Below are 25,721 nucleotides of genomic sequence, written 5' to 3' on the forward strand. Positions count from 1 at the left end.
GGGCGCGGTCAGCGGGCGCGGAAGAGCTGCAGCGAGGTGGGGGAGACCTCCACCACGGAGCCGGGAGCCCAGCGGGGGAGCACCTCGTCGTGGTGGTACTGGGGCGGCGCCTCCTGGGCGCTGTCCCAGAGCAGCTCGTAGTGCTCGACGCCCTCGTGCAGCGGCAGCGTCACCTCGGCGGGCGACTCGACGCCGTGGATGACGAGCAGGATGCGGTTGAAGTCCTCGTGCTCCGGGGTGGAAGCGGCCACGTACTGCAGCGTGCGGTTCTCGGGGGCGTTCCACTCCGCGACCGACATCGACTCGCCGTGCAGGTCGTACCAGTCCATCTGGCTCGCGCCGGGCATCCGCTCGCCGAACACCCCGTAGCGCACCGGCCGGAGGGCCGGGTTCTCGCGCCGCAGCCGGAGCAGGTACTGCGTGGTGCGCCACAGCTCCTTCTGCCAGGTGCGGCGGTCCCAGCTGAGCCAGGTGAGCTCGCTGTCGTGGCAGTAGGCGTTGTTGTTGCCCTTCTGGCTGCGTCCGAACTCATCGCCGGCGGTGATCATCGGCACCCCGGCCGAGAGCAGCAGCGTGCCCATGAGGTTGCGCATCGCGCGCCGCCGGGTCTGCTCGATCGCACGGCTCGACGTGGGGCCCTCGATGCCGTGGTTGTACGACATGTTGTCGTCGGATCCGTCGCGGTTGTTCTCGCCGTTGCCCACGTTGTGCTTGATGTTGTACGCGGTGAGATCGGCGAGGGTGAACCCGTCGTGGGCGGTGACGAAGTCGATCGAGGCGAGCGGTCCGCGGTTCTGCGAGAAGGTGTTGCTCGATCCCGCCAGGCGCGTCGCGAGCATCCCCACACCGTCGCCGGGGGAGCCGTTCTCGCGGATCGACTTCACGTCGCGCAGCCAGAACTTGCGCATCCGGTCGCGGAAGCGGTCGTTCCACTCCAGCCATCCGTCGGCGAAGTTGCCCGTCTGCCAGCCGCCCATGCCCACGTCCCAGGGCTCGGCGATCATCTTCACGTCGGCGAGCGCGGGGTCGTCCACGATCGCCTCGAGCAGCGGATGCTCGCGGTCGTAGTAGTGGTCGGCGTTGCGGCCCAGCGTGGCGGCGAGATCGAAGCGGAACCCGTCGATCTGCACCTCGTTCGCCCAGTATCGGAGCGAGTCGAGCACCAGACGCGAGACCGCCGGCACCGAGGTGTTGACGGAGTTGCCGCATCCGGTGACGTCGATGTAATCGCCTCGGCTGGTCTGCCGGTAGTAGTTCGCGTTGTCGATGCCGCGGAGGCTCGTGGTGGGGCCGAGCCGGCCCTCCTCGGCCGTGTGGTTGTAGACCACGTCGAGGATGACCTCGAGGCCCGCTTCGTGGAGGAGCTTCACCATCCCCTTGAACTCGCGGAGCACCGCATCCGGACCCTCGGCCTGCGCCTGCTTGGAGGCGTAGGCGACGTGCGGGGCGAAGAAGCCGAGCGTGTTGTAGCCCCAGTAGTTGACGAGCCCCTGCTTCTGCAGACGCTGCTCGGAGGTGAACGCGTGCACGGGCAGCAGCTCGACGGCCGTCACCCCGAGGCTCTTGAGGTAGCCGATGGTGCTGTCGTGGGCGAGGCCGGCGTAGCTGCCGCGGAGGTGCTCCGGGATGCGCGTGTTGAGGCGCGAGAGGCCTCGCACGTGCGCCTCGTAGATGACGGTGTGGTCGAGCGGGGTGTTCGGCTTGCCGACGCCGTTCCAGTTGAACTCCTCGTCGACCACGACGCTGCGGAACTGCTCGCGCCCCGAGCGGGCGATCGCGCGGCCGTACGGGTCGAGCAGCGTCAGAGACGGGTCGAACGCGTGGGTCGGGCCCTCGGGACCGTCGACGCGGAGCGTGTAGCGCCGACCGGGCACGAGGCTGCGGGTGCGGGCGCTCCACACCCCGCCCTCGCCGCGGGTGAGTGGCACGGACTTGTAGACCCAGTTCGGATCCTTGTGGTCGTAGAGGCAGAGCTCGATGGAGGTGGCGTTGTCGCTCCACACGCGGATCTCGCCGCCGTGGGACGTCTGACGCACTCCGAGTCGAGCCAGGGGGTCGGCCGCGATCATGGACTTACAGTAGTGAGGTGCTCGCCGCCGCCCGAAATCGGGCTTCGGGGGCGAGGTCAGGAGCGCTCATGCCGGTCTATCTCGATCACGCCGCGACCACGCCGCTCGTCCCCGAGGCGCGCGACGCGATCCTCGCCGCGCTCGACGTCGTCGGCAACCCGTCGTCCATCCACTCGCAGGGGCAGGATGCGCGACGTGTGCTCGAGGAGGCGCGCGAGGCCGTCGCCGCGTCGCTCGACGCCGATGCGGTCGAGGTGACCTTCACCTCGGGCGGGACGGAGTCGATCAACCTCGCGGTGAAGGGCCTCTTCTGGCGGCGGCAGACCGACGCGTCGCGCCCGGTCGTGCTCGCCGCGACGGGGGAGCACCACGCCACCGCCGACGCGGTCGAGTGGCTCGAGCGGCACGAGGGTGCAGAGGTCGAGTGGCTCCCGATCGACTCGTCGGGGTTCCTGTCTCCCGCGCTCGTCGCGGAGGCGCTGGCCCGTCACGAGGGTCGGGTCGCGCTCCTGACCTTCCTCTGGGCGAACAACGAGGTGGGGACGGTGCAGCCCGTGCGCGCCCTGGTCGAGGCGGCGTCGGCGCACGACGTGCCGGTGCACGTCGACGCGGTCTCGGCGTACGGGTACGTTCCCGTCGGTCTCCACTCGTCGGGCGCCGCCGCGATCTCGGTGTCGGCGCACAAGATCGGCGGACCCGTCGGCGCGGGGGCCCTGCTGCTGGCTCGGCGCTGGGAGGTCGAGCCGCTCATCCACGGCGGGGCCCAGCAGCGGGCGCGGTCGGGCACGCAGGACGTCGTCGGCGCCGCGGGCTTCGCCGCCGCCGCACGAGCCCTGTCGACGTCGTCGCACGTGTCGTTCGTCGAGGGTCTCGCGGTGCTGCGCGATCGGCTCATCGAGGGCCTTGCGGCCGCGGTTCCGGATGCGGTGCTGCGCGGTCCCGATCCGGCCCACGGCGAGCGACTCCCGGGCAACGTGCACGCGACCTTCCCCGGGGCGGAGGGCGACTCGCTGCTGTTCCTGCTCGACATGGCGGGCTTCTCGGTCTCGACCGGCTCCGCGTGCACGGCGGGGGTGCCGGAGACGTCGCACGTGCTGCTCGCGATGGGCGTGCCGGAGGACGACGCCCGCGGCGCGCAGCGCTTCACCCTCGGCCACGGCACCACCGCCGCCGACGTCGACGCCCTCGTCGCGGCGCTCCCCGCCGCCTACGCCTCCGCCCGCGCCGCGGGCCTCGCGTCCCGCTCCCGCTGAGCTGCGCTTTGCGTCGATGCCGGGGCATCGGTTGAGCCGCGCTTCGAGGCCGACTCCGCCTGGGCCAACTCCGGACTTTCGCCGGGACACGCCGGAGGGAGTCCGGAGTCAGCTCACAGACGGCCGGATCTCCGGAGTTGGCCCAGACCGAGCGGGGAGCGCGCGGGCGGGACCCCCGGGGCTGCTCAGAGGGAGAGGGTGGTGACGAGGGCGAGGTGGTCGCTCGCGCCGGCGCGGAGGGTGATGTTCGACGTGGCGTCCATGCCGCGGATGAGGACGTGGTCGGGGCGCGTGAGGGGGAAGCCCGCCGGCCAGGTGAAGCCGAGCCCGCCGCCGGACTGGTTCGGCTCGGCGAGCTGGTCGGTGAGCGCGGCGAGGTTGCGGTCGGAGGTACCCGCGTTGAAGTCGCCCATCATGATGAGGCGGCTGTTCGGATCGCGCTCGGCGTAGTCGGCGAGGTTCGCGAGCATGGTGTCGCGGTCGGCGTGGTCGTCGGGGCGGGCGGATGCGGCGTGGATCACGTAGATCGAGACCAGCCCGACGGGGGTCGACAGGTCGGCGGCGATGCCGCGCTGCCAGCCGAGACCGAGGTCGAGCATCTGCGCGTTCTCGATCGGGTAGGTGCTCCACAGCCCGACGGTGCCGATCCCGTACGAGTAGGCGAAGCGATCGTCGAGCACCGCGTCGACCTCGGCGCGGGCGGCATCGTCCATCTCCTGCAACGCGATCACCTGGGCGCCGGTCGCGGCGAGCGCGGTGGCGGAGTCGGCGGCGGTGCCGGAGTCGGCCTCGACGTTCTGGCTCGCCACGGTGAGCGTGCTCGCGGCGTCGGCCGGGGCTGCCGACGACGACAGCGGCAGCAGGGCGGGAACGAACGCGACCGACCACACCACCGCGGGGACGATCACCGCTGCGATCGCCCCCTTGCTGTGGGAGATGAGGGCGAAGATCAGCAGCACGGGGATCGCGACGCCGAGCCAGGGCAGGCCCGACTCGATGACGAGGCGGAGTCCGCCGGCGTCGGGGATCCACCGATGAGCGGCGAGCACCAGGGCCAGCGCGAGCGAGAGCACCACGCACACGACCGCGAGCCCGACCCGGGGCCTGCGGCGGCGACGCGGGGCTCGGGCGGTCATGGTCTGGCGGGGCTCATCGATCAGGGTGGCCATCGCTCTCGATTCTGCCCGGAGACTCTGAAGAGCAGCCGCGACACTCCTGACGAACTCCGCAAGGCGCGTCCGACCGACCTCGCAGGGCGTTCACACCGCAGCGCGCTCCGGCCCGGGCTGCTGTCGGATGCCCGCCGTAGACTCGAGGCCATGAAGGTCCTTGCTGCCATGTCGGGCGGAGTCGACTCCGCCGTGGCCGCCGCGCGCGCGGTCGACGCCGGTCACGACGTCGTCGGCGTGCACCTCGCGCTGTCGCGCATGCCCGGCACGCTCCGCACCGGCAGCCGGGGCTGCTGCACGATCGAGGACTCGATGGATGCGCAGCGCGCCGCCAACGTCATCGGCATCCCCTACTACGTGTGGGACTTCTCCGAGCGCTTCAAGGAGGACGTGGTCGACGACTTCGTCAGCGAGTACCGCGCCGGCCGCACACCCAACCCGTGCATGCGCTGCAACGAGCGCATCAAGTTCGCCGCCCTGCTCGACAAGGCGCGCAGCCTCGGGTTCGACGCCGTGTGCACCGGGCACTACGCGAGCATCCTCGTCGACGAGGACGGCGACCGCGAGCTCCACCGTGCCGCCGACTGGGCGAAGGACCAGTCCTATGTGCTGGGCGTGCTCACGGCCGAGCAGCTGGCCCACAGCATGTTCCCGCTCGGGTCCACCCCGTCGAAGGCCGAGGTCCGCGCCGAGGCGGCCGCCCGCGGCCTGTCGGTGGCGGCGAAGCCCGACAGCCACGACATCTGCTTCATCCCCGACGGCGACACCGCCGGCTGGCTCGCCGACCGCGTGGGCGTCGCGCCGGGGCCGATCGTCGACGCTGCGGGCGCCGTCGTCGGTGCACACGAGGGTGCCCACCGCTTCACCGTGGGGCAGCGGCGTGGTCTGAACCTCGGCGTCCCGGCGCCCGACGGGCGGCCGCGGTTCGTCCTCGAGGTGCGTCCGGTGTCGAACGAGGTGGTCGTGGGGCCGCGCGAGGCGCTCGCGGTCGCCGAGCTCGCCGGTGCGCGGTTCACCTGGGCCGGGCGCCCGCCCGCCGACGCGCACACCGACTTCGCCTGCCAGGTGCAGATCCGGGCGCATGGAGATCCGGTCGACGCGACCGCACGCATCCGCTCGAGCGACGGAGACGGAGACGGGGTCGACGAGCTCGTCATCACCCCGGCCAGCCCGCTCGACGGCGTCGCGCCGGGCCAGACGGCGGTGGTCTACGTGGGCACACGCGTGCTCGGCCAGTGCACCATCGACCGCGCGGTGAGTGCCGTACCGGCCCTGGTCGACGGGGCGGCCGCCCGATGAGCGACGCGACGACGACCGACGCGCTCCCCGAGGAGTCGGCCCCCGACCTCGTCGCGGCGAAGGAGGAGGCCGACCGCCTCACCACGCGCATCCTCGAGCTGCGCGACGAGTACTACGAGAACGACGCCTCGACCGTCACCGACGCCGAGTACGACGCCATGGTGCGTCGCCTCGGCGAGCTCGAGCGGCTGCATCCCGAGCTGCAGTCCGCCGACAGCCCCACGCAGACCGTAGGCGGCCGCGCCGAGACCACGCTGTTCGCCCCGGTCACCCATGCCGAGCGGATGCTGAGCCTCGACAACGTGTTCAGCGAGGAGGAGCTCGACGAGTGGGCCGCGAAGGTCGAGCGCGACGCCGGCCGCGCTCAGGTGCGGTACCTCAGCGAGCTGAAGATCGACGGCCTGGCCATCAACCTCCGCTATGAAGACGGTGTGCTCGTCACGGCCGCCACCCGCGGCGACGGCGTGGTGGGCGAGGATGTGACGCAGAACGTGCTGCAGATCGAGTCGATCCCCGCGCGTCTGCTCGGGTCGGGGCATCCGCCGCTGGTCGAGGTGCGCGGCGAGATCTTCTTCCCGGTCGAGGCCTTCGAAGAGCTCAACCGCGGGCAGATCGAGGCCGGCGAGCGGGTGTTCGCGAACCCGCGGAACGCCGCGAGCGGATCGCTCCGGCAGAAGCGCGAGGGCAAGAACGACCGCCAGCTGGCGCTCATGCACGCACGGCTGTCGCGGTTGCGGATGCTCGTGCACGGCATCGGCGCATGGCCGGATCCGCCGGTGGCGGCGCAGTCCGAGGTCTACGACCTGCTGAAGGGCTGGGGTCTGCCCACGTCCACGCACTACCGCGTGTTCGACACGATCGGCGAGGTCGCCGAGTTCATCCGCTACTACGGCGAGCACCGCGCGAGCGTCGAGCACCAGATCGACGGGATCGTCGTGAAGGTCGACGATCTCGCACTCCACGGCGAGCTGGGCGCCACCAGCCGCGCTCCGCGCTGGGCCACCGCGTACAAGTACCCGCCCGAGGAGGTCAACACCACGCTCCTCGACATCGTCGTCTCGGTCGGCCGCACGGGGCGGGCCACGCCCTTCGCGGTGATGGAGAAGGTGGAGGTCGCGGGCTCGGAGGTGCGGCAGGCCACGCTCCACAACCAGGACGTCGTGAAGGCCAAGGGCGTGCTCATCGGCGACACGGTCGTGCTGCGCAAGGCGGGGGACGTCATCCCCGAGGTGCTCGGCCCGGTGGTCGAGCTCCGCGACGGCAGCGAGCGCCCGTTCGTGATGCCCGAGAACTGCCCCGAGTGCGGCACCCGCCTCGCCCCGGCGAAGGAGGGCGACATCGACCTCCGCTGCCCCAACTCGCGGAGTTGCCCGGCGCAGGTGCGCGGGCGGGTCGAGCACGCGGGCTCGCGCGGCGCCCTCGACATCGAGGGCCTCGGCGAGGTCTCCGCGGCCGCGCTGACGCAGCCGATCGAGCCGGCCACCCCGCCGCTCATCACCGAGGCGGGGCTGTTCTCGCTCACCATGAGCGACCTCTTCCCCATCCGCGCGGTCGTGCGCGACAACGAGACCGGGCTCGAGAAGCTCACCGAGTCGGGTGAACCGAAGCTCGTCACGCCGTTCCGTCGCCGCCGCACGAAGAAGGATCCGGCGTTCGACGAGACGGCGGCCCCCGGCACGCCTGAGTTCTGGGGCGACGCCGAGAGCGTTCCCTCGTCGGCGGCCGTCGAGCTGCTCTCGAACCTCGAAGCGGCGAAGACCAAGCCGCTGTGGCGCATCCTGGTCGCCCTCAGCATCCGGCACGTCGGCCCGGTGGCGGCGCGCGCGCTCGCCGAGTGGTTCGGCTCGCTCGATGCCATCCGCTCCGCCACCCGCGACGAGCTCGCCGCCGTCGAGGGCGTGGGGCCGATCATCGCCGACGCGCTGATCGACTGGTTCGCCGTCGACTGGCACGTCGATATCCTCGACCGCTGGGCGGCCGCGGGTGTGCAGTTCACCACGCCCGGGCATCCCGGGCCAGGAGCCTCGGTGGGGGCGGGCGGTGTGCTCGAGGGGCTCACCGTGGTCGCCACGGGCTCGCTCGAGGGCTACACCCGCGAAGGCGCCCAGGAGGCGATCATCAACGCGGGCGGCAAGTCGGCGTCGAGCGTGAGCAAGAAGACCGACTTCGTGGCCGCGGGCCCGGGGGCGGGGTCGAAGCTGACCAAGGCGGAGCAGCTGGGCCTGCGCATCCTCGATGCGGCCGAGTTCCACCTGCTCGTCACCCAGGGCCCGGAGGCGCTGGGCCCGAGGGGCGGGGCCGAGCCGGACGGCGCCGAGGAAGCCGAGCCGGAGTCCGCCGAGAAGGCCGCCGACAGGTCCCCCGAGGGCACTCCGGCACAGGAGGGCGACGGGTCCGCCGAGTAGGATCGTTCAGTCCCCGAGCCGACCACGACCACGGAGCAGCATGTCCGAGATAACCCCCGAGCAGGTCGCCCATCTGGCGACTCTGGCTCGCATCGCGCTCACGTCCGACGAGATCGAGAGCCTCACCAGCGAGCTGCGGTCGATCGTCGACGATGTGGCGAAGGTCTCCGAGGTCGCCACGCCCGACGTGCCGGCGACGAGCCATCCCATCCCGCTCGAGAACGTCTTCCGCGACGACGTGCCCGGCGAGACGCTGACCACCGAGCAGGCGCTCGCCGGCGCCCCCGACCATGACGGATCGCGCTTCCGGGTCACCGCGATCCTCGGTGAGGAGCAGTGATGCAGCACGCCCACGAGATCATCCGCCTCGACGCCTCGGCCCTGGCCGAGAAGCTCGCCACTGGTGAGGTGTCGAGCGTCGAGGCGACGCGTGCGCACCTCGACCGCATCGCCGCCGTCGACGGCGACGTCCACGCGTTCCTCCACACCGACGCCGAGCTGAGCCTCGCCGCGGCGGAGGCGATCGACCGCCGTCGCGCCGACGGCGAGCAGCTCCACACGCTCGCGGGAGTCCCGCTCGCGGTGAAGGACGTCATCGTCACGAACGACATGCCCACCACGAGCGGCAGCCGCATCCTCGAGGGCTGGCGCCCGCCGTACGACGCCACCGTGATGACCAAGGTGCGCGCGGCCGGGCTCGTGCCGATCGGCAAGACCAACATGGACGAGTTCGCCATGGGCTCGAGCACCGAGCACTCCGCTTACGGCCCCACCCGCAACCCGTGGGACCTCGAGCGCATCCCCGGCGGCTCCGGCGGCGGTTCGGCGGCCGCAGTGGCTGCCTTCGAGGCGCCGCTCGCACTCGGCAGCGACACGGGCGGCTCGATCCGTCAGCCCGCTCACCTCACCGGCACGGTGGGCGTCAAGCCGACCTACGGCGGCGTGAGCCGCTACGGCGCGATCGCTCTGGCGTCGTCGCTCGACCAGATCGGCCCCTGCAGCCGGACCGTGCTCGACTCGGCGCTGCTCCACGACGTCATCGCCGGGCACGATCCCTTCGACTCCACCTCCCTCACCGACCCGTGGCCCTCGATGGCCGAGGCCGCTCGCCGCGGCGATGTGAAGGGGCTGCGGATCGGCGTGGTCAGCCAGCTGAGCGGCCAGGGATTCCAGCCCGGTGTGCTCGAGCGCTTCCGCGAGGCCGTGACCGCGCTCGAGGCGGCCGGCGCCGAGATCGTCGACGTCAGCCTGCCGAGCCTCGAGTACGCCATCTCGGCGTACTACCTAATCATGCCCGCCGAGGCCTCGTCGAACCTGGCGAAGTTCGACTCGGTGCGCTTCGGTCTCCGCGTGAACCCGCCAGGGGGCGGCACCGTGGAGGACGTCATGTCGGCCACCCGCGAGGTGGGCTTCGGCCCCGAGGCGAAGCGCCGCATCATCCTGGGCACCTACGCGCTCAGCGCCGGCTACTACGACGCCTACTACGGCAGCGCCCAGAAGGTGCGCACGCTCGTGCAGCGCGATTTCGCGGCCGCGTTCGAGCGGGCCGACGTGCTGGTGTCGCCCACGGCGCCCACCACAGCGTTCCGGCTGGGCGAGAAGACCGACGACCCGATGGCCATGTACCTCGGCGACATCGCCACGATCCCGGCGAACCTCGCCGGCATCCCCGGCATGTCCGTCCCGGTCGGCCTCGCCGCAGAGGACGGCCTTCCGGTCGGCCTCCAACTGCTCGCCCCCGCGCGAGAGGATGCCCGGCTCTACCGGGTCGGCGCCGTGGTCGAGGGTCTGCTCGAGTCGCGCTGGGGAGCTCCGCTCCTGACGAAGGCGCCCGATCTGACTCCGGGCGAGATGGCTGCTGCTGAGGGAGGGGTGGTCTGATGGCCCGCGACGAACTGATGGACTTCGACGAGGCCCTCGAGCGGTTCGAGCCCGTGCTCGGCTTCGAGGTGCACGTCGAGCTCAACACGAAGACCAAGATGTTCTCCTCGGCGCCGAACTTCTTCGGCGGCGAGCCCAACACGAACATCACGCCGGTCGACCTCGGACTCCCCGGATCGCTGCCCGTGGTCAACGGACAGGCCGTGCGGTACAGCATCTCGCTGGGCCTCGCGCTCGGCTGCAGCATCGCCGAGTCGAGCCGCTTCGCCAGGAAGAACTACTTCTATCCCGACCTGGCGAAGAACTACCAGATCTCGCAGTTCGACGAGCCGATCGCGTTCGACGGCCAGGTCGACGTCGAGCTCTCCGACGGGCGCATCATCACCGTGCCCATCGAGCGCGCCCACATGGAGGAGGACGCCGGCAAGCTGACGCACGTCGGCGGCGCGACCGGGCGCATCCAGGGTGCCGAGTACTCGCTGGTCGACTACAACCGTGCCGGCGTTCCTCTGGTCGAGATCGTGACGCGCCCGATCTTCGGTGCCGAGAAGGACGCCCCGGAGATCGCGAAGGCGTACGTGGCGACCATCCGCGACATCGTGATCGCCCTCGGCATCTCGGATGCGCGCATGGAGCGCGGCAACCTCCGCTGCGACGCGAACGTCTCGCTGCGTCCGCGCGGCCAGGAGAAGCTCGGCACGCGCACCGAGACGAAGAACGTCAACTCGCTGCGGTCGGTCGAGCGAGCGGTGCGCTACGAGATCCAGCGCCAGGCGGCCATCCTCGCGAAGGGCGGCACGATCACGCAGGAGACCCGGCACTGGCACGAGGACACCGGCGCCACCTCGGCGGGTCGGCCCAAGTCCGATGCCGACGACTACCGGTACTTCCCCGAGCCCGACCTGCTCCCCGTGGTGCCCTCGCGGGCGCTCATCGAGGAGTTGCGCGCCGCCCTGCCCGAGCCGCCCGCGGCGCGTCGTCGGCGCCTGAAGGCCGAGTGGGCGTTCACCGACCTCGAGTTCCAGGACATCGGGAACGCCGGACTGGTGGCGAGCGTCGAGCAGACGATCGCCGCCGGCGCCGCTCCGCAGTCGGCCCGCAAGTGGTGGTCGGGCGAGATCTCGCGCCTGGCCAACGCCCGCGAGGTCGACGCCGCCACCCTGGTGTCGCCCGAGCATGTCGCCCAGCTCGTCTCGCTCGTCGAGGCGGGCACGCTCACCGACCGCCTCGCCCGTCAGGTGCTCGAGGGTGTCATCGACGGCGAGGGCTCCCCGCAGGAGGTCGTCGACGCTCGTGGCCTCGCCGTGGTCTCCGACGACGGCGCGCTCATCGCCGCGATCGACGAGGCCCTCGCCGCGCAGCCCGATGTCCTCGCGAAGATCCGCGACGGCAAGGTGCAGGCGGCGGGCGCGGTGATCGGCGCCGTGATGAAGGCGATGAGGGGTCAGGCCGACGCCGCTCGCGTGCGCGAGCTCGTGCTCGAACGCGCCTCCGCCGAGTAGGCGCTTCACCGGCTCACGATCAGCGGCTCCCATCGATTCACCTGATGGGAGCCGCTTTTCGCATCCGTCGGATGTCGGTGGTCGGCGATAGCGTGGAGCCATGCAGGTCCTCATCGCCCAGGCCATGATCGCCACCATCAGCGTCGCCGGGGGAGCGCTCATCGCTCTCGCGATCGAGCGGTGGCGAGGCAGGCGCAGCGAGCGCCTCACCGAGGTGGGCGCGCTCCGGCTTCTCATCGTCGAGATCGCCGCCCGGCGGGCGCTGGCGCCCGACTTCACCGCGCCGCCGCTCACGCTCGACCGGGCCGACCCGTCGTCCGACCTGAACTCGGCGGTCCGGTCCATCCGCCTGCTGCGGAAGGACGTGCGGGCCGCTCGCGCTCAGCTGCGATCGACCTCGCCCGCGTGGCCGGCGCTCGACGAGATGGTCGCGGCGTGCAACGTCTTCATCGAGGCGACGGAGGCGCATCCGCTCGATCTCGCGGTCGAGGTCGATCGGCTCCGCAGCCGGCTCGAGGCGGCGGTGCGAGAGCTCGTGGCGCTCTACCCCGAGCTCGAGCTGAGGCTGCCGGGCTCGATGGCGTACGCCTCGCGCTGAGGCGGGTGGACGCCGGCCCGCGGCGACCCGTGAGCGGCCGGTCAGGCCGCTGCTGCGCGACCCGCGCCGCTACCGAGGGTCGCGTCCCGTGACCGCGAGCAGACGCACGAGGAGCGGGGCGTCCTCCGGCACCACCACGGGAGAGGCGTAGAGCCCGCTGGCCTCGAGGGTGTCGCGCTGGGGCTCGAAGACGGTCCACACGGCGGCGACGAGGTCGTCGTCGAGCTCCTCCGAGGCGCCGACGGCCCTGGCGAGGTCCCAGGTGTGGATGGTCACGTCGGCGACCTGCTCTTTGAGGTAGTCGATCACGTCGACCGTGTCGTACGACAGGTTCACGCGCGATCCGGGTTGGGCGTCGCGCCACGCGGTGGTCGCCGCGAGCGAGTACCGGTGCCACTCCATGCGGAGGTCGTCCTCGATGCGATCGAGCCGCGAGCGGGCCTGCTTCGTGCTGAGGCCCGAGAGGAGCCACGGCACCCACTGCTGCTCCTCGATGACGTGCGCCACGAGGGCGGCGACGTCCCACTCGGTGTCGGGCGTGGGGGCGGACCAGTCGGTCACGGCGGCGAGGCGGGTCGCGAACTCGCGGTGGGCGGTGCGCTGGTGGCGCAGCCAGGTGGTGGTCTCATCGGTCAGGGCGGGGGTGAGGGACATGGGGACCTCCGATCGGGGCTCGATCACGTCAAGCCGAGTCCAGGGGAGAGTATTCCACCCGGTACGCTCGGATCCCGTGCCGATCGTGTTCCGTCCGCTGTCCGAGAACGATCTCGCCCGGGTGGTGGATCTCAACACGGAGGCGGTGCCCGCCGTCAACGAGCTGACGCTCGACGAGCTGCGCACCCTCGTCGGTCGATGCGCTCTCGCGCTCGCCGCCGCGGACGACGACCGTCCCGTCGGCTTCCTCCTCGCGCTCGAGCCGGGAGCGGACTACGCCAGCGAGAACTATCGCTGGTTCTCCGAGCGCTCGGAGAACTTCCTCTACGTCGACCGGATCGTCGTCGATCCCTCGACCCATGGTCAGGGGATCGGCCGGGGGCTGTACGAGCAGGCGTTCGCCGTGGCCGCCGAGGGCCGGCGAGACAGGGTCTGCTGCGAGGTCAACACGCTGCCGCCGAACCCGGAGTCGATGGCGTTCCACGCCCGCCTCGGCTTCAGCGAGGTCGGGCGACAGGCCACGAAGGGCGGCGCGGTGGAGGTGGCCCTGCTGGAGCGGATGCTCTGACGGCGAGAGGCCGTCACCGCTGCATCTGCGCCCATCTCTGCATCGGTGCCTATCTCTGCATCGGTGCCGATCTCTGCATCTGGCTGAGCATGCGCAGCGCGTGCCGGGTCGAGAGCGTCGGCAGGTAGGCACGCGCGATCGCGGCCCCGATGGCGGGCAGCTCGATCGGGTCGCGGTAGCAGAGTGACAGCTCGCGCAGCTCCGGCCGGAACTTGAGCTTGAAGCGCAGCAGCGAGCTGAAGCCGTACACGGGCTCCAGGGCGCGTGCGATGAAGCCGAGGAACGCCGTCGTGGCGCTCGAGGGCGCCTCCGCGGCCTGGTCGCCGTCGTCGGGTGCGCTCGCCACCGCGAGGGGCGCCGCCGACAGGCTGACGAACTCGATCCCCTCCTGCGCGGCTCGCAGGATGGTCTCGGCGATGAGGAACTCCATCACGCCGTTGATGCTGTCGGGGTGGCGACGCATGAAGTCGAGGGTGAGGCCCACCCGCCGACCGTCGCGGAACGTGGGGAGCCAGCTCGTGACACCCTGGACGCGCCCGTCGTCGTCGATGGCCAGCATGAGGGCGACCTCGGGGTCGGCCAGCTCGTCGACCCCGCCGAGGGTGAACCCCATCTCGGGCAGCCCCTTCTCGGCCACCCACAGCTCCGAGATCTCGCGCACCTGGGCGGCGAGGTCCGGGGTCAGCGACGGGTACGTCGTCCACACGTCGTGCACACCCTCGCGAGCGGCGCGGTTGATGGACGAACGGATGTCCTGCATCCGCTTGCCCTCGAGGGTGAAGTCGCCGGGTCGAACCACCGTCTCCTCGGCGACGCGCATCGACTGCCAGCCGTCGGCGGCGAGCTCGGCGCGCAGGTCGTCCGACACGGAGTAGAACGCGCACGTCCACCCGTGCTCGATGCAGAAGCGCTCGAACTCGAGCGCGACGGCGTGCTGGCGATCCGCCGGCGCCAGCGGCTCCGCCGTCGTGATCGCGACGTTGCCCTCCACTCGATAGGCCACCGCTGATCCGTCCGACGCGAACCAGTACTCGTTGCCGCTCCACGTCGCCATCCACGCCAGGTCGCCGCCCGCGCCGGCCTTGACCAGCTCGCGGATGCGGGCGGGCCCGCTGCTCTGGCGCACCAGCCGGACGCGGCGCATCCCCACGATCGCGAGCACCATGACCGCCACCCAGTACACCGTGCCGACCCATTGGTACATCGCGATCGCGACGGGTCCGGTGGGGAAGACGTCGACGGGCTCGAACGAGAGGAAGCTCGCGGGGATGAACCGCTCGGGCAGATCGAGGAGCAGCGCGGTGAGGGAGGCCGTGGGCGAGAACTGGTGACGCACGAGCAGCGACAGGCTCACGTAGGCGGTCGCCACGACGACGAACAGCCCGACGGCCACGGCGAAGAACCGCAGCGCGGTGCGCACCCCGGCCTCGCGCGGGAAGAGGCGAATGCTCGACACGAGCGCCACCGCGACCGCGAGCGGGAACAGCACCGACACGACGACGAACACACCGTAGTGCTCGACGGCGGAGGTCTGGAACACCGTGGTCTCGGTCGGGGCGACCAGCGGGAAGAAGCCGTAGTAGACCGCCGCGAGGAGCGTGAGCATCACGTTGATGCCCACGGCGAGCCAGAGTGCCATCCGGCGACCGTGCCGGATGCCCCACGCCGCGAGGAGGAGGGCGACCAGGGGGAGGAACGAGAGGGCGACCGCCCCCGGACCGTCGAGGCGGGAAAGAGCGAGGGCGTCGACGCACTTGCGGCTGAAGTCGCCCGTGGCGCAGTGCTCCGCGATCCGCTGGTAGTCCCGCAGCGGGTCGCGGAACAGCTGACCGAGCGGGTTGAGCAGGCTGGTCGAGTCGGGCGCGACGAGGGTGATGAGCGGGCCGAGCCCGGTGATGGCGACGACCGCGGCGAGGATGGTCCTCGCCTCGCGATGGGTCGAGCGGGGGATGCGCAGGGTCACTCGCCGGTCGGCCAGCAGCATCCCGAGGAGCAGGCCCACCACCGCGGCGAGCAGACGGAAGATGTCGGACTGCTGGCCAGAGTAGAGCACGAACGTGACCAGCGTCACGAAACCGAGGACGCGGATGCGTCGACGCAGCACCGGTCCGGTGAACGCGGTCGCCGTCATCAGCACGCCGACGACGGCGATGATCGGGTCGAGCGTCCGCGTCCCCCGCGACTGCTCGGCGGGGTACAGGTGCACGGCGACGCCGAGCGAGTCGAGCAGGAGCCCCAGCACGATGCCGAGCACGGTCACAACGAGGAAGGCCACGGCCGTGCGCCAGTGCCCCATCCGCCTCTCCGACCAGCCGAGGCACAGCACGGCGACGATCGCGACCACCACGAGGAGGCCGGCGCTGCGGACGAAGAACACCGACGACAGCACCGAGAACCAGTCGTGGCGGAGGAACACGGCATCGAAGCCCGTCGAGACGAGCGTGTCGAGCTGAGCCGACATCCGCCCGGCGTGCAGCGACAGCCGCACGATCGTCGCGGCGATCACGAGGCCGACGATCACCCAGGTCACCGGGATCGACCGTGCCCACCGCCCCGCGGCGCGGAGACGGTGGGCGAGCCGGGCCTTCATCGGTTCAGCCCCCAGCGGTCGGCGATGAGACCGAGGCCCTGCTCGAACGTGTAGGCCCACGCGGTGGCGTCGTGGGCGCTGTCGGGCGCCTCGATGTAGACGGCGTCGATGCCCGCCGCGAGGGCGGCCTGGTAGAGGGTCTGCACACCCGGCATGAAGCCGGAGTCGTTCGCCCCCACGCCGAAGACGGCGTACATGTTCGTGTAGGGCGCCTTCGCCGCCATGATCGCCGTCGGGGCAGCGGCCGCGTACGCGGCCTGGTCGCCGCCGAAGCCCTGGTCGATGGTCTTCTGCTCGTCGCCGAGGGAGGGCACGAGCTCGCCGGAGGCGTCGAGGATCGCGCTGAACAGCTCCGGATGCGCGGCGCCGAGCTGGATGGAGCAGGTGCCCCCCTGTGAGAGACCGCCGACGCCCCAGAAGTCGGGGGAGTCGAGCACGGGCAGGTTCGACTTGATCCAGGTCGGCACGTCGACGGTGAGGTACGTCGCCGAGTTCCCGAGCGGGGAGTCGATGCACATCGGGTTCGCCTGGGGGCTGCCCAGCTGGTCGGGCGAGACCACGATGGGCGCGAGCCCCTGATGCTGCGCGGCGTACGCGTCGAGGCTCCGCTGAAGCTTCGCCGCCGAGAGCGGCGCATCCGGGTTACCGGGCTGGCCCGACATGACGATGAGCACGGGCAGCAGCGGGGGGTTCGCGGTGAGGGCGGCGGGCGGCAGGTAGACGTCGGCGGGCCGCGCGGGAAAGCCCGAGACGGTGGCCGGGATCACCGTCTCGCCCACGACGCCCTTGTCGGGCATGCCGTCGGGGGCGGTCCAGGTGGCGATCGTGGAGCGCGGGGTGCCGGCCGGGGGAGTGGCGATCTGCGGCAGCGGGTTGTCCTGGTAGGCGCTCAGCCCCAGGGCGCTCCGCACCGTGGGGTACTGCCCGATGTCGATGTTGATGCTCATCGCGGTCGTCGCGGCGAACAGCAGCAGCGCCAGGGCCGAGGCGATGACGCGGCGCCAGGATGCGCGCACGAAGGAGGCGATCGCCAGCGCCATCCCGGCGAATCCGATCCCGATCCAGGTGTGCACCACCGTGGAGAGGACGACGCCGAAGACGTTCGCCCAGTCGCTGACGATCCACGTCGTGACGAGGCCCACCGCGGCGCCGACGATCATGGCGAGGACGGCCACGAGGAGCCAGCGGCGCCGCGGCCAGCGCCGGCTCGGTCGCACGGCGATGAGCAGCAGGGCGGAGACCGCGGCGAGCACGTAGACGACGATCACCAGGGGACCCGAGATGATGCTCAGGTCGAGGATCGCTGTCATGCCGTTCCCGTCGGTCGGTGGCGCTGCCCGCTGGGAGGGCAGCCTCCAGTATCGCGGGTGAGCGCTGAGTCTGCGATGAGCGCCACCACAGGAGTGGATGTCAGGGGGCAGTCGATGTCGGGGGCGGCGTCTAAGCTCGGACCCATGTCCGGACTTCTCGAGCCGAGTCCGCCGATCATGCATGTCGACATGGATGCGTTCTTCGCGTCGGTCGAGCTGCTGTCGCGTCCCGAGCTCCGAGGCAAGCCCGTCATCGTGGGTGGCCGATCGCCGCGCAGCGTCGTGACCAGCGCCACCTACGAGGCCCGGCGGTACGGGGTGCACTCGGCGATGCCCGTCGGCGCGGCGCTCCGACTGTGCCCGAACGCGATCGTCGTCGAGCCCCACATGAGCCGCTACCGCGAGTACTCGCGCCAGGTCATGGCGATCTTCCGCGAGGTGACCCCGCTGGTCGAGCCCCTCAGCATCGACGAGGCCTTCCTCGACGTCTCCGGCGCGCGGCGACTGCTCGGCGAGTCCGACCGCATCGCCGCCGACCTCCGGGCGCGGGTGCTGGCAGAGACGGGCCTCACCTGCTCCGTCGGCATCGCGGCGACCAAGTTCATGGCGAAGCTCGCGTCGGGCCGGGCGAAGCCCGACGGGATGCTCGTCATCCGGGCCTCAGAGACCCTCGACTACCTGCATCCGCTGCCGGTGCGATCGCTGTGGGGAGTCGGCGCACGCACCGCGGAGCAGCTGGAACGGCTCGGGCTGCGCACGGTGGGCGACATAGCCGAGGCGCCGCTCGACACCGTCGTGCGTGCCGTCGGCCAGGCGACGGGGACGAAGCTGCACGAGCTCGCGCTCGGGCACGACGACCGTCAGGTCGAGACCGAGAGCACCGAGAAGAGCGTCGGGCACGAGCGCACGTTCGACACCGACGTGTCCGACCTCGACGAGCTGCGGCGCGAGGTGCTCGCCCAGGCGGGCCGGGTCGCCGCGCGGCTGCGCGCCGCCGGGGTCGAGGGGCGGACGGTGGCGCTGAAGCTGCGGTTCTCCGACTTCACCACCATCACCCGCTCGCACACGCTCTCAAGCCCCACCGACCTCGGGCGGCGCATCTTCGACGAGGCCTGGGAGGTGTTCTCGGGCATCGACCTCGCCGGGCGCGCCGTCCGGCTCATCGGGGTGCGGATGGAGCAGCTGGCGCCCGCGGGCCAGGCCTCCGCGCAGCTGGCGCTGTTCCCCGGCGACGACGAGCCCGCCGAGGAGTGGCACGACGCCGAGAAGACCATCGACCGCGTCACGGCCCGCTTCGGGATCGACTCCGTGCGCCCCGCGTCGCTCCTCCGAGGCCCGCGCTCGGGAGAGACCGCCGACCGCAACGGCACCCGCCGCTGACGCGCCGCTCGGGCGCACGTCCGCCCGAGCGTCTCGCGCTTTCGCCGAGTCGCGGGAAGGCGCCCTTCCTGAGCGTCGGGAAGGGCCGTTTCTCGCCGCTCGAGTCGTTGCTTTCGCCGAACGGCGAGAAGTTGCCCCTTCGGAACGCTGGAGAGGGCCGTTTCTCGCCGCTCGAGGTGCCGCGCGCTCTGACTGCTCGATCCGCGCCCGTGTCGTGTGCGTCTGCGTAGGACGCGATACTGATGACATGGGCAGGCCGGCGACGTTCCCCTTCAGCCCGACTTCGGCGACTCAGCTCCGTCTAGGGGACGTCATCGCGGTCGCTCGGGGCGATGGGCGCTGGGGATGCCTCCAGGTCACCGATCTGAAGGCCAGCGGCGTCGGATCACGGTCGAATCTGGTCGTGGGCGTCCTTCCCTGGGTGGGCGAGAGGCTCCCGGACATGGCGGAACTGGCGGGGATGAAGGTCATCCAGCAGGGGCTGACCGGCATCAGGATCTTCACCGAGGGCGGGGCTGAGGTCATCGGCTGGGTGGAGCCCGTCCCCACCGGCCTCCCCTCGAACTTCCGGGACTTCGGCGTGGGAACGGTCACCCAGGTGTGGGGTTGGCGCGCCGCGCTCGCACGGTCGGAGGCGCTGGTGCCTACCTGAGTCCCGCTTCGCCGCTCGAGTAGGTGCTTTCGCCGAACCGCGAGAAGACGCCCCTTCGGAGCGCGGGGAAGGGCCGTTTCTCGCCGCTCGCGGGGCCGCGTGGCGGCGCCGTCAGGCGCGGCGGGCGACGACGACCGAGTGCGGGGCGCCGAGCGACTCGGCGGACGGCGGCTCCGCGCGCAGGAACGCGGCGGTGTCGAGCAGCGGCTCGCCCGCCTGCGGGGCGAGCGTGCTCACGTCGATCCGCGCATCCGAGAGGTTGACCACGAGCACATACGGTGCCCGGTCGAGCACCAGCCAGCGGGCATCCTCGTCGAAGGTCACGTCGACGTCGTCGAAGGTCAGCTCGGCCAGTGCGGGACGCAGCTCGGCGAGGCGGCGGTAGAGCGCCAGCATGCGCGCGTGCTCCGGCTGCTCGGGCTCGGCCCAGTCGAGCTTCGAGTGCTCGAAGGTGGCCGGATCCTGCGGGTCGGGCACCGAGGACTCGTCCCAGCCCATCTTCGCGAACTCCGCGATGCGGCCCTTCGCGGTCGCCTCGCCGAGCTCCGGCTCGGGGTGCGAGGTGAAGAACTGCCAGGGAGTCGCGGCCGACCACTCCTCGCCCATGAACAGCATGGGGGTGAAGGGTCCGAGCATCGTCAGCGTCGCGGCGATCGCGAGGCGGTCGGCGTCGAGCGTGGCGGTGAGGCGATCGCCGATCGCGCGGTTGCCGATCTGGTCGTGGTTCTGGTTGGCCACCACCAGACGCCAGGTCGCCGTATTCTCGCGGTCGATCGGGGCGCCGTGGTCGCGCTCGCGGAAGCTCGAGTACGTGCCGTCGTGGTAGAAGCCCTTCGTGAGCACCTTCGCCAGCGCGCCCACCGACTCGAAGTCGGCGTAGTACCCGGTCGTCTCGCCCGTGAGGTTGACGTGGACGGCGTGGTGGAAGTCGTCGCTCCACTGGCCGCTCAGCCCGAGACCGCCCTCGGAGCGCTCGGTGAACATGACCGGGTCGTTGAGGTCGGACTCGGCGATGAGGGCGACCGAGCGTCCCTCCGACTCCTCGAACTCGTCGACGGCGGCCGACAGTTCGGCGAGCAGGTGCACGGGGCCGTGATCGACGAGAGCGTGCACGGCGTCGAGTCGCAGACCGTCGACGCGGTAGTCGTCGAGCCACATGAGGGCGTTGTCGATGATGAACGACCGCACCTCGGTCGACCCGTCGCCGTCGAGGTTGATCGACGCGCCCCAGGTGTTCGCCGAGGCGTCGTGGAGGTAGGGGCCGAACTTCGGCAGGTAGTTGCCGCTCGGGCCGAGGTGGTTGTAGACCACGTCCTGGATGACGGCGAGCCCCGCCTGGTGGGCCGCGTCGACGAACCGGCGGTAGCCCTCCGGGCCGCCGTACTGCTCGTGCACGGCGTACCAGTCGACGCCGTCGTAGCCCCAGTTGTACTCGCCGTTGAAGTCGTTCACCGGCAGCAGCTCGATGTGCGTCACCCCGATCGAGCGCAGGTGCTCGAACCGCGTCGCGGCGGCCTCGAGAGTGCCCTCCGGCGTGAACGTGCCGATGTGCAGCTCGTAGATCTCGGCCCGCGACAGCGGCACCGGCTGGAACCCGTCGTGCCACTCGAAGCCGCGCGGATCGTCGGTGCGCGACAGGCCGTGCACGCCCGTCGGCTGGCGGCGCGAGCGCGGGTCGGGGAAGGGGCCCTCGCCGTCGAGCACGTAGCCGTAGTCGACGCCGCCGCGCCAGGGCACGTCGATCGTCCACCAGCCGTCGTCGGTCGAGGTCATCGGATGCGTCTCGCCGTCGAGGACGATCGAGACGGTGGACGCGCGGGGAGCCCACACGTCGTAGTCGCAGCGCAGCACGGGTCAGTCCTCCGGAACGGTGACGAGCGCCACCGGGTAGGTCGAGAGCAGGTCGGCGAGTCGGATGCGGCCGCCCGGGAAGCGCCGCCCGGTGAGGACGTCGACGAGGTCGCCCTCGGGGAGCTCGAGCTCGGTGTCGCCCCAGCCACCGCGGGCGGCCAGGCCGATCGGCAGACGCGTCGCGACAGTGATCGCGCCCCCGCGGTCGAAGGCGAGCGCGTGGTCGGCGGCCTCACCCACCGCGGTGAGTCCCCGGTATCCGGTGAACAGCTCGGGGCGGTCGCGGCGCAGCCGCAGAGCGCGAGACACGACGAGGAGCTTCGCCGCGCCCTCGTCGTCGACCTCGGGCGTCCAGCCGCCGTCGAGGCGGTCGAGCGTCGTCACGCGGGCGCGGTAGTCGACCGGGCGGCGGTTGTCGGGGTCGACGAGCGATCGGTCCCAGAACTCGGTGCCCTGGTACACGTCGGGCACGCCGGGGGCGGTGAGCTGCACGAGCTTCTCGCCGAGCGAGTTCGACAAGCCGGCCACCCGGAGGCGGTCGACCACGCTCTCGACGACGTCGCGCACGGCCGGGTCGTCGAACGCGGCGTCGACGGCCGCGTGCATCCGCGCCTCGAACTCCTCGTCGACGTCGAGCCACGCGGTCGAGTCGCCGGCCTCGCGGGCCGCCTTCTCGGCGTAGGCGTGGGCGCGCTCTCGGGAGAGCGGCCACGCGCCGACGACGGCCTGCCACAGCAGGTTCTCGAACGAGCCGTCGCCCACCGGCGCCGCGGCGCGGAGGCGGCTCAGCGCATCCGCCCACTCGTCGGGGACCTCGGCGACGGCGCTGATCCGGGCCCTGGTGTCTTCGGAACGCTTCGTGTCGTGCGTCGACAGCGTGGTCATCGAGTCGGGCAGCACGGAGGCGCGCTGCTCCTGCAGCTCGTGGAAGCGTGCGGGGGAGACGCTGAACTCCTGCGGCTCGGCCCCCACCTCGGTGAGGCTCGTGAGCCGCGTGTAGCGGTAGAAGGCGCAGTCCTCGACGCCCTTGGCCATCACCATGCCCGAGGTCTGCTGGAAGCGGATGCTCGGCGCCGTCCCGGTGCGCTGGAACGCGGCGGCCAGGTCGTCGAGCACCTCGCCGAGGTCGGGCCGGTGCTGCTTCGCGGCCTCCAGCGTCTCGCGCCACGCCTCGGTGCCGTGAGGCAGGTAGGAGCGGTAGACCGGGAAGCACGTGAGCAGTTCGGCGATGCCGTCGTGGAGCACCGCGGCGTCGTCGGTCGCGTCGATCCCGCCGGCGCGCACGAGGTCGCGGGCCAGGCGCCGCACCTCCGACTGCAGGATGCCGTCGGCGACGGCGCGCTTCGTGTCGTGGATGAGGTCGGCGTAGCTCTGATGCCGCCCGCGCAGCTCGTCGGCGAGCGCGGTGAGCGGCGTCTCGCCGGCGGGGTCGACGAAGACGCGGTCGAGGATCGCGAGGGCGTCGTAGCCGGTGGTGCCCGCGGAGGGCCAGTCGGGGTGCAACGGCTCGTCGCCCTCGAGGATCTTCTCGATCAGGACGTAGCGGCCGCCGGTCAGCTCGGCGAGGTCGGTGATGTAGCCCCCGGGATCGGCGAGGCCGTCAGGGTGGTCGACCCGGAGGCCGTCGACGAGGCCCTCGTCGAACCAGCGCCTGATCTCGGCGTGCGACTCGTCGAACACCTCGGGCACCTCGACCCTGATCGCCGCCAGGGTGGAGACGGCGAAGAAGCGCCGGTAGTTGAGGTCGGTGCTCTCGAGCCGCCAGTCGACCAGCCGGTAGTGCTGCCGGTCGTGGACCGCCTGGGCGTCGTCGCCGCCCGTGCCGGGGGCGATCGGATACCGGTTGTCGAAGTACACGAGCTCGTCGCCGTCGACCGTGAGATCGGCCGTCGACGCGTCGCCCAGCACGGGGATGAGGATGCGGCCGTCGCCGGCCTCCCAATCGACGTCGAAGGCCTCGGCGTAGCGCGACTCCCGCCCGTAGGTGAGGAGATCCCACCACCAGGGGTTCTGCGCGGGCGTCGCGACACCGACGTGGTTCGGCACGATGTCGACGAGCAGCCCCATGCCCGCCTCGCGCGCCGCGGCGACGAGGGCATCGAAGCCCTCCTCGCCGCCGCGCTCGCGGTCGATGCGGGAGTGGTCGGTGACGTCGTACCCGTGCTGCGAGCCGGCCTCCGCCTGCAGGATCGGCGAGACGTAGACCCAGTCGACGCCGAGCCGGCGCAGGTACGGCACCAGCTCCGCGGCGTCGGACAGGGTGAACTCCGGCGTGATCTGCAGCCGGTAGGTCGACCGCGGGACGCGGATCTCGTCGCTCATCGCGCTCCTCACTGGAGGTTGGGCAGGGTGATCGCCGAGGTGACCACCGCATCCGCCTGAGCCGTGAGCGATGCCGCCACGGAGTGGTCGGGCTCGAGCTCGGGCTCGCTGTGGGCGATCAGCACGACCATCGACTTCTGCTCGACGGTGATGGTCTCGCCGGCCTGCACCGTGAGAAGGTCGGCGGAGGCGCCCGCTGTGTCGATCACCACATCCCAGGCCTCGCTGTACTCGGCCTGCGGGATGGTGAAGGTCACGTCGGAGTCGTCGGCGTTGAAGTAGACGAGGAAGTTCTCGTCGACGAGCGCCTGCCCGCGGGCGTCGCGGGCGCGGATGCCCTGCCCGTTGAGGAACACGCCCACCGAGCGCGAGAGCGGGGCGTCCCACTCCTCCGGCTCCATGGGGGTGGCGTCGGAGTTGAGCCACACGATGTCGGGCAGAGGCTCGCCCTCACCACGGCGCACGGGGCGGCCGTCGAAGAAGGTGGAGCGCCGGAACGTCGGATGGTCCTTGCGGAGCCTGGTGACGGCCGCGGTGAACTCGACGAGCGGGGCGTCCTCGGTCTCCCAGTGGATCCAGGTGAGCTCGTTGTCCTGGGCGTAGGTGTTGTTGTTGCCCTCCTGCGTGCGACCCATCTCGTCGCCGTGCAGCACCATCGGCACACCCTGCGACAGCAGGAGGGTGGCGAGGAAGTTGCGCTGCTGACGGGCGCGGAGGCCGAGCACGGCGGGGTCGTCGGTCGGACCCTCGACGCCGCAGTTCCACGAGCGGTTCGACGACTCCCCGTCGTTGCCGTCCTCGCCGTTGGCGTCGTTGTGCTTCTCGTTGTACGAGACGAGGTCGCGCAGCGTGAAGCCGTCGTGCGCGGTGACGAAGTTGATCGACGCCACCGGGCGGCGGCCGTCGCGCTCGTAGAGGTCGGCCGAGCCGGTGAACCGGCTGGCGAACTCGCCGAGGGTGGAGGGTTCGCCGCGCCAGAAGTCGCGCACGGTGTCGCGGTACTTCCCGTTCCACTCCGTCCACTGGGGAGGGAAGTTGCCGACCTGGTAGCCGCCGGGGCCGACGTCCCAGGGCTCGGCGATCAGCTTCACCTGCGACACCACCGGATCCTGCTGCACGAGCTCGAAGAAGCTCGACAGGCGGTCGACCTCGTAGAACTCGCGGGCGAGCGTGGCGGCGAGGTCGAAGCGGAAGCCGTCGACGTGCATCTCGGTCACCCAGTACCGCAGCGAGTCCATGATGAGCTGCAGCGAGTGCGGCTGGCGGACGTTCAGCGAGTTGCCGGTGCCCGTGTAGTCCATGTAGTACTTCGGGTCGTCGTCGACGAGGCGGTAGTAGGCCGCGTTGTCGATGCCTCGGAACGAGAGCGTCGGCCCGAGGTGGTTGCCCTCCGCGGTGTGGTTGTAGACCACGTCGAGGATGACCTCGATGCCGGCGGCATGCAGGGTCTTCACCATCCCCTTGAACTCCTGTACCTGCTGACCGTGGTCGCCGGTCGACGAGTAGGCGTGGTGCGGGGCGAAGAACCCGATCGTGTTGTAACCCCAGTAGTTCGAGAGGCCCTTGTCGATGAGCGTGGAGTCGTTGACGAACTGGTGCACCGGCATCAGCTCGATCGCGGTCACGCCGAGCTTCCGCAGGTGGTCGACGACGGCCGGATGCGCGACACCCGAGTAGGTGCCGCGCTGCTCCTCCGGTACCGCGGGGTGCAGCTCGGTGAGACCCTTCACGTGGGCCTCGTAGATCACGGACTGGTTGTAGGGGATGCGCAGGCGGCGGTCGCCCGACCAGTCGAAGAAGGGGTTGATGACGACGCCGTGGGTCATGTGCCCGGCGGAGTCGTCGTCGTTGCGCGAGTCGGGGTCGCCGAAGTTGTAGGAGAACAGCGAGTGGTCCCAGTCGATGCCGCCGCTCGTCGCCTTCGCGTACGGGTCGAGCAGGATCTTGTTGGGGTTGCAGCGCAACCCCTTCTCGGGCTCGTAGGGCCCGTACACGCGGTAGCCGTAGCGCTGACCGGGCTGCACCTGGGGGAGGTAGGCGTGCCAGACGAACGCGTCGACGTCGATGAGCTCCACTCGCGTCTCGACACCCTGCTCGTCGAAGAGGCAGAGCTCGACCTTCTCGGCCACCTCGCTGAACAGGGCGAAGTTGGTTCCGCTCCCGTCGTAGGTCGCTCCGAGCGGATAGGCCGTACCGGGCCAGGACTGCATCTGATCTC

Annotated in this window: 18 protein-coding genes; 10 read left to right on the forward strand and 8 right to left on the reverse strand. The window is 71.2% G+C overall.

Going from position 1 to position 25,721, the window contains the following annotated elements:
* Positions 1 to 8 precede the first annotated feature (8 nt).
* Positions 9 to 2,069 (reverse strand): glycogen debranching protein GlgX, encoded by a 2,061-nt coding sequence (glgX, locus tag ACFJGV_RS18450; protein WP_378145661.1) that lies wholly within the window; start codon positions 2,067 to 2,069, stop codon positions 9 to 11.
* Between the two features lie 68 nt (positions 2,070 to 2,137).
* Between glgX (ACFJGV_RS18450) and ACFJGV_RS18455 the strand changes: the two genes are divergently transcribed.
* Positions 2,138 to 3,322, forward strand: coding sequence for a cysteine desulfurase family protein (locus ACFJGV_RS18455; RefSeq protein WP_378145663.1), 1,185 nt, complete (start codon positions 2,138 to 2,140; stop codon positions 3,320 to 3,322).
* A 185-nt stretch (positions 3,323 to 3,507) separates the two neighbouring features.
* Here ACFJGV_RS18455 and ACFJGV_RS18460 read toward each other — a convergent pair whose 3' ends face one another.
* Entirely contained in the window at positions 3,508 to 4,491 is a 984-nt protein-coding gene (locus ACFJGV_RS18460) for an endonuclease/exonuclease/phosphatase family protein (protein ID WP_378145664.1), read from the reverse strand.
* A 150-nt stretch (positions 4,492 to 4,641) separates the two neighbouring features.
* Between ACFJGV_RS18460 and mnmA the strand changes: the two genes are divergently transcribed.
* The 6 genes from mnmA (at position 4,642) to ACFJGV_RS18490 (ending at position 12,176) form a co-directional block, all read left to right on the forward strand.
* Positions 4,642 to 5,790 carry a tRNA 2-thiouridine(34) synthase MnmA gene (mnmA, locus tag ACFJGV_RS18465; protein WP_378145666.1) on the forward strand — a complete coding sequence of 383 codons (1,149 nt, stop codon included), beginning with the start codon at positions 4,642 to 4,644 and terminating at the stop codon, positions 5,788 to 5,790.
* A complete protein-coding gene (gene ligA, locus ACFJGV_RS18470) occupies positions 5,787 to 8,195 on the forward strand; it encodes an NAD-dependent DNA ligase LigA (RefSeq protein WP_378145668.1) in 2,409 nt (802 codons plus the stop codon). Before mnmA ends, ligA begins: the two co-directional genes overlap by 4 nt.
* Positions 8,196 to 8,235: 40 nt before the next feature.
* Entirely contained in the window at positions 8,236 to 8,535 is a 300-nt protein-coding gene (gene gatC, locus ACFJGV_RS18475; protein WP_378145669.1) for an Asp-tRNA(Asn)/Glu-tRNA(Gln) amidotransferase subunit GatC, read from the forward strand.
* On the forward strand, positions 8,535 to 10,076 hold the full coding sequence (gatA, locus tag ACFJGV_RS18480) for an Asp-tRNA(Asn)/Glu-tRNA(Gln) amidotransferase subunit GatA (RefSeq protein WP_378145671.1): 1,542 nt from the start codon (positions 8,535 to 8,537) through the stop codon (positions 10,074 to 10,076). The genes gatC and gatA overlap by 1 nt, the downstream gene beginning before the upstream one ends.
* Positions 10,076 to 11,578 carry an Asp-tRNA(Asn)/Glu-tRNA(Gln) amidotransferase subunit GatB gene (gene gatB / locus ACFJGV_RS18485; RefSeq protein ID WP_378145673.1) on the forward strand — a complete coding sequence of 501 codons (1,503 nt, stop codon included), beginning with the start codon at positions 10,076 to 10,078 and terminating at the stop codon, positions 11,576 to 11,578. Before gatA ends, gatB begins: the two co-directional genes overlap by 1 nt.
* 100 nt (positions 11,579 to 11,678) lie before the next feature.
* A complete protein-coding gene (locus ACFJGV_RS18490; RefSeq protein ID WP_378145675.1) occupies positions 11,679 to 12,176 on the forward strand; it encodes a hypothetical protein in 498 nt (165 codons plus the stop codon).
* Positions 12,177 to 12,245: 69 nt separating this feature from the next.
* On the opposite strand, the gene ACFJGV_RS18495 is transcribed toward ACFJGV_RS18490, so the two are convergent.
* Positions 12,246 to 12,830: a TIGR03086 family metal-binding protein gene (locus tag ACFJGV_RS18495; RefSeq protein WP_378145677.1), complete on the reverse strand. Its 585-nt coding sequence runs from the start codon at positions 12,828 to 12,830 to the stop codon at positions 12,246 to 12,248.
* A gap of 76 nt (positions 12,831 to 12,906) precedes the next feature.
* On the opposite strand from ACFJGV_RS18495, the gene ACFJGV_RS18500 reads away from it, so the two are divergent.
* Entirely contained in the window at positions 12,907 to 13,398 is a 492-nt protein-coding gene (locus ACFJGV_RS18500) for a GNAT family N-acetyltransferase (protein ID WP_378145679.1), read from the forward strand.
* A gap of 49 nt (positions 13,399 to 13,447) precedes the next feature.
* On the opposite strand, the gene ACFJGV_RS18505 is transcribed toward ACFJGV_RS18500, so the two are convergent.
* Entirely contained in the window at positions 13,448 to 15,988 is a 2,541-nt protein-coding gene (locus ACFJGV_RS18505; RefSeq protein WP_378145680.1) for a bifunctional lysylphosphatidylglycerol flippase/synthetase MprF, read from the reverse strand.
* The gene (locus tag ACFJGV_RS18510; RefSeq protein WP_378145682.1) at positions 15,985 to 17,298 is read right to left on the reverse strand and encodes an alpha/beta hydrolase; all 1,314 of its coding nucleotides are present in this window, start codon (positions 17,296 to 17,298) and stop codon (positions 15,985 to 15,987) included. Before ACFJGV_RS18510 ends, ACFJGV_RS18505 begins: the two co-directional genes overlap by 4 nt.
* A 144-nt stretch (positions 17,299 to 17,442) precedes the next feature.
* Between ACFJGV_RS18510 and ACFJGV_RS18515 the strand changes: the two genes are divergently transcribed.
* Positions 17,443 to 18,678 (forward strand): DNA polymerase IV, encoded by a 1,236-nt coding sequence (locus ACFJGV_RS18515; RefSeq protein ID WP_378145684.1) that lies wholly within the window; start codon positions 17,443 to 17,445, stop codon positions 18,676 to 18,678.
* 442 nt (positions 18,679 to 19,120) lie between these two features.
* Positions 19,121 to 19,330 carry a hypothetical protein gene (locus ACFJGV_RS18520; RefSeq protein ID WP_378145686.1) on the forward strand — a complete coding sequence of 70 codons (210 nt, stop codon included), beginning with the start codon at positions 19,121 to 19,123 and terminating at the stop codon, positions 19,328 to 19,330.
* A 111-nt stretch (positions 19,331 to 19,441) separates the two neighbouring features.
* On the opposite strand, the gene treZ is transcribed toward ACFJGV_RS18520, so the two are convergent.
* The 3 genes from treZ to glgX (ACFJGV_RS18535) are packed head-to-tail and all read right to left on the reverse strand — an operon-like array spanning position 19,442 to position 25,713.
* Positions 19,442 to 21,181 (reverse strand): malto-oligosyltrehalose trehalohydrolase, encoded by a 1,740-nt coding sequence (gene treZ, locus ACFJGV_RS18525; RefSeq protein WP_378145688.1) that lies wholly within the window; start codon positions 21,179 to 21,181, stop codon positions 19,442 to 19,444.
* A 3-nt stretch (positions 21,182 to 21,184) separates the two neighbouring features.
* Positions 21,185 to 23,491 carry a malto-oligosyltrehalose synthase gene (treY, locus tag ACFJGV_RS18530; RefSeq protein ID WP_378148789.1) on the reverse strand — a complete coding sequence of 769 codons (2,307 nt, stop codon included), beginning with the start codon at positions 23,489 to 23,491 and terminating at the stop codon, positions 21,185 to 21,187.
* A 20-nt stretch (positions 23,492 to 23,511) separates the two neighbouring features.
* Positions 23,512 to 25,713, reverse strand: a complete 2,202-nt coding sequence (gene glgX, locus ACFJGV_RS18535; RefSeq protein WP_378145689.1) for a glycogen debranching protein GlgX — start codon at positions 25,711 to 25,713, stop codon at positions 23,512 to 23,514.
* Positions 25,714 to 25,721: the final 8 nt, after the last annotated feature.

It is taken from the genome of Cnuibacter sp. UC19_7 (assembly GCF_042699995.1).
Lineage (GTDB): Bacteria > Actinomycetota > Actinomycetes > Actinomycetales > Microbacteriaceae > Cnuibacter.

Excerpts from the sequence above, each read along its gene's own strand:
- gatC (WP_378145669.1), top strand. The coding sequence starts at position 8,236 with ATGTCCGAGATAACCCCCGAGCAGGTCGCCCATCTGGCGACTCTGGCT.
- ACFJGV_RS18510 (WP_378145682.1), bottom strand. The coding sequence starts at position 17,298 with ATGACAGCGATCCTCGACCTGAGCATCATCTCGGGTCCCCTGGTGATC.
- ACFJGV_RS18495 (WP_378145677.1), bottom strand. The coding sequence starts at position 12,830 with ATGTCCCTCACCCCCGCCCTGACCGATGAGACCACCACCTGGCTGCGC.
- ACFJGV_RS18515 (WP_378145684.1), top strand. The coding sequence starts at position 17,443 with ATGTCCGGACTTCTCGAGCCGAGTCCGCCGATCATGCATGTCGACATG.
- glgX (WP_378145689.1), bottom strand. The coding sequence starts at position 25,713 with ATGCAGTCCTGGCCCGGTACGGCCTATCCGCTCGGAGCGACCTACGAC.
- ligA (WP_378145668.1), top strand. The coding sequence starts at position 5,787 with ATGAGCGACGCGACGACGACCGACGCGCTCCCCGAGGAGTCGGCCCCC.
- gatB (WP_378145673.1), top strand. The coding sequence starts at position 10,076 with ATGGCCCGCGACGAACTGATGGACTTCGACGAGGCCCTCGAGCGGTTC.
- mnmA (WP_378145666.1), top strand. The coding sequence starts at position 4,642 with ATGAAGGTCCTTGCTGCCATGTCGGGCGGAGTCGACTCCGCCGTGGCC.
- ACFJGV_RS18490 (WP_378145675.1), top strand. The coding sequence starts at position 11,679 with ATGCAGGTCCTCATCGCCCAGGCCATGATCGCCACCATCAGCGTCGCC.
- glgX (WP_378145661.1), bottom strand. The coding sequence starts at position 2,069 with ATGATCGCGGCCGACCCCCTGGCTCGACTCGGAGTGCGTCAGACGTCC.
- ACFJGV_RS18455 (WP_378145663.1), top strand. The coding sequence starts at position 2,138 with ATGCCGGTCTATCTCGATCACGCCGCGACCACGCCGCTCGTCCCCGAG.
- ACFJGV_RS18520 (WP_378145686.1), top strand. The coding sequence starts at position 19,121 with ATGGCGGAACTGGCGGGGATGAAGGTCATCCAGCAGGGGCTGACCGGC.
- ACFJGV_RS18460 (WP_378145664.1), bottom strand. The coding sequence starts at position 4,491 with ATGGCCACCCTGATCGATGAGCCCCGCCAGACCATGACCGCCCGAGCC.
- gatA (WP_378145671.1), top strand. The coding sequence starts at position 8,535 with ATGCAGCACGCCCACGAGATCATCCGCCTCGACGCCTCGGCCCTGGCC.
- ACFJGV_RS18505 (WP_378145680.1), bottom strand. The coding sequence starts at position 15,988 with ATGAAGGCCCGGCTCGCCCACCGTCTCCGCGCCGCGGGGCGGTGGGCA.